The 2317-nt window shown below is 52.5% G+C and carries 2 protein-coding genes and 1 pseudogene; 1 reads left to right on the top strand and 2 read right to left on the bottom strand.

Annotation, left to right across the window (positions count from 1 at the left end; translation table 11 throughout):
- A pseudogene (locus AC2VLY_RS15270) lies at positions 1 to 331 on the bottom strand (hypothetical protein); the annotation flags it as partial.
- A 379-nt stretch (positions 332 to 710) separates the two neighbouring features.
- On the opposite strand from AC2VLY_RS15270, the gene AC2VLY_RS15265 reads away from it, so the two are divergent.
- Positions 711 to 992 carry a hypothetical protein gene (locus tag AC2VLY_RS15265; protein ID WP_031573453.1) on the top strand — a complete coding sequence of 94 codons (282 nt, stop codon included), beginning with the start codon at positions 711 to 713 and terminating at the stop codon, positions 990 to 992.
- A 117-nt stretch (positions 993 to 1109) separates the two neighbouring features.
- On the opposite strand, the gene AC2VLY_RS15260 is transcribed toward AC2VLY_RS15265, so the two are convergent.
- On the bottom strand, positions 1110 to 2317 hold a 1208-nt coding region (locus AC2VLY_RS15260; RefSeq protein WP_486892237.1), incomplete at its 5' end, for a hypothetical protein.

Genomic DNA, 2317 nt, shown 5'->3' with positions numbered 1-2317 from the left:
ACAGGCGATCATCATTGCAGGGTATCCAGCCATACAAGGCCATGTCCCGCACCTTGTTCCAGCGGCGCGGTACATTGGCATAGCCTGCCAGAGAAGCGATAATCCGGTCATTGTTGGGCAAGCTGCCGGCTGGCACCTGGTGCATGGAAGCCATCCATAACTTCACGGCTGCACCAAACTCTTCATTATCCGCTAAATGGCGAAAGTCACTGCCTTGAAGTCGGCACATGTCGAGCTTCATCCAGCACAGACTGCGTAAGTCTACCGTATCGGGGAGCAAAGGCTCCCCGCAATCTCCCGTCAAAGCGGGTTTGCTTTTGACAATAGGCATAACATACTCTCCTGAAAAAATTTCGGGCTAAGAATAGAATACACTGCCATTTTTTCAGGAAGAGTTTGTCGTCATAAACGATCTAATTTCGCGTTTATTCAGAAAGTGGATTTTTCACCAGGGTGGTAGATGTCCGTTTTGTGGGGGAGCGGGACAGGCTCGCCATTCAGAAGTTGGAGGCTTTGGAAGGAAAACATCGACCACACAGCGGCTGAGTCTTTGCAATGTTGCCTACAAATCGTTTCTTTCTTAAGCTGTCAGCCAGTTGCGATTGCCACCAGGGGCTACCTGGAACCATCGCCGCTCCCAACCCCCGTACCGGGCATCTGGCATTGCGCCATCCCGGACGTGGATGTGCGCGGAGGAAACTACAGAGAGCATGGACACCTTACGTTCCGAAGGCAATATGTCTGAGACTCAGGCTAAGGCCATTGCCAAAGCTGTGGGCGTAGCCCTTCACCAGGGTGTCGCCACACACGACGATATCAACGAAGTGAAATCTCTCATTGGGCATGTTGACACGCGCGTAACAATTTTGGAAACCAAGCTGAGCGCAAAATTAAAAATCCAGCAATTCTGGATTTACCTCATAGTTGGACTAACCGCTTTAACTAATCCGGTCGCCTTAAATATTTACCAATCGCTGGGTTTGATAAAATAATCTGAGACAAGAAACCAGCCAAGCCGATGACCATTCGTCGGCTTTTTTCTAGCACTTTTGGTTGTCAAAGCTGCCGAGCAACCAAATCCGATTAACTCCTTTTTTTGTCAACCAGCCCTAATGCAGGATGTGGCCACCAGAATCATTGTGCGTACATGCCAGGCCCTCATCCTCCTCAAAAAAGTTCGGGAAATGCGGCTCCACACTGTCCGGGCACCGCTCATCACCCAATAGCATTTCGGAGATGCGGATCTGATCTGGCGGCACCCCTATTTGCAGCAAAATATCCCGCACTGTTTGCATTTCCACATCGAGATCCTGGTGGTTATTCCATACAAAGCCATCCACAAACTCCCCGTCCTGAGCAATACCGATACGCAATTCTGGAACACCATCCACCAGATAACATCCCACAGAAGCCTGAGTCGCCAATAATTTCTCCCGTATATTTTCGGGCGAACGGTCCGCCGCGACCGTCATTATCAATCCGGTCATATTGCGCAGGTCAAAGCCCGCATGAATCGCTTCCTGCCACCAGTCAGGCTTACCTATGCGGGCGGCCATCACCCCGGGCAAATGCTGCGTCAGGATCTGCTCCACTTCTTCCTGCCAGGCCAACAATGAAGGATGGACTTCCGACAATACCAGCGCATCGATGTCGTCATCATCCAAATCATCCTCCCCAAAAAACCCACTCAGCAACGGACTTTCGCGAATATCGCTGCCACACGGGGAGAAAACACCGATCATGGCAAAGCGTATTGCCGTGGCCACTTCGTCTTCGCCCAGAACGGATTCTGAGGTGTGGGCCGGGCGCACCATGCGGTTTTCCTGGCTCTGAAATCCATCCGCGAATTGTCGCACCACCGCACGTTGCCCGGATAGAGTGTCCGGCAAATCCGCATAAGCATATAGCCACGGACACAGAGAAACGGAGGTCGCCGGTCCGATAAGGTCATGCTGGTGAAAACTGGCCGCCAAGTCCGCAAGCACGGATTGGGCGTCATCCATGGCACCCGGTATCTTGTCCGGGAGTGGCTGTCCCGGCTCGGAAATCAAAAACATCGGCACCAATAAAAGCTCGACTTCCCCAAAAACCTCACCGTCCTTATCCTCAAAAATAACCGGCATGCAGGATGCCGCATTGTCGGCATGAAAAGCCACGTTTTCAGCCGCTTCTTCCAGACCTGCCTCATCCAGATCCTCGATGGCGCGTAGCACCTGTTTTTCGGCCCCGGCATCCAGGGCTTTGGCAACCAGGTCCGACAAACGTGCTTCAGCGGCGATGTGGGCGTCCTCATCTCCGCGCCTCAATGATTTGTCCG

The organism is Acidithiobacillus sp. TH-A36, assembly GCF_057473445.1.
Note: the sequence above shows the minus strand (reverse complement) of the source record. Positions and strands in the feature narration are given on the sequence as shown.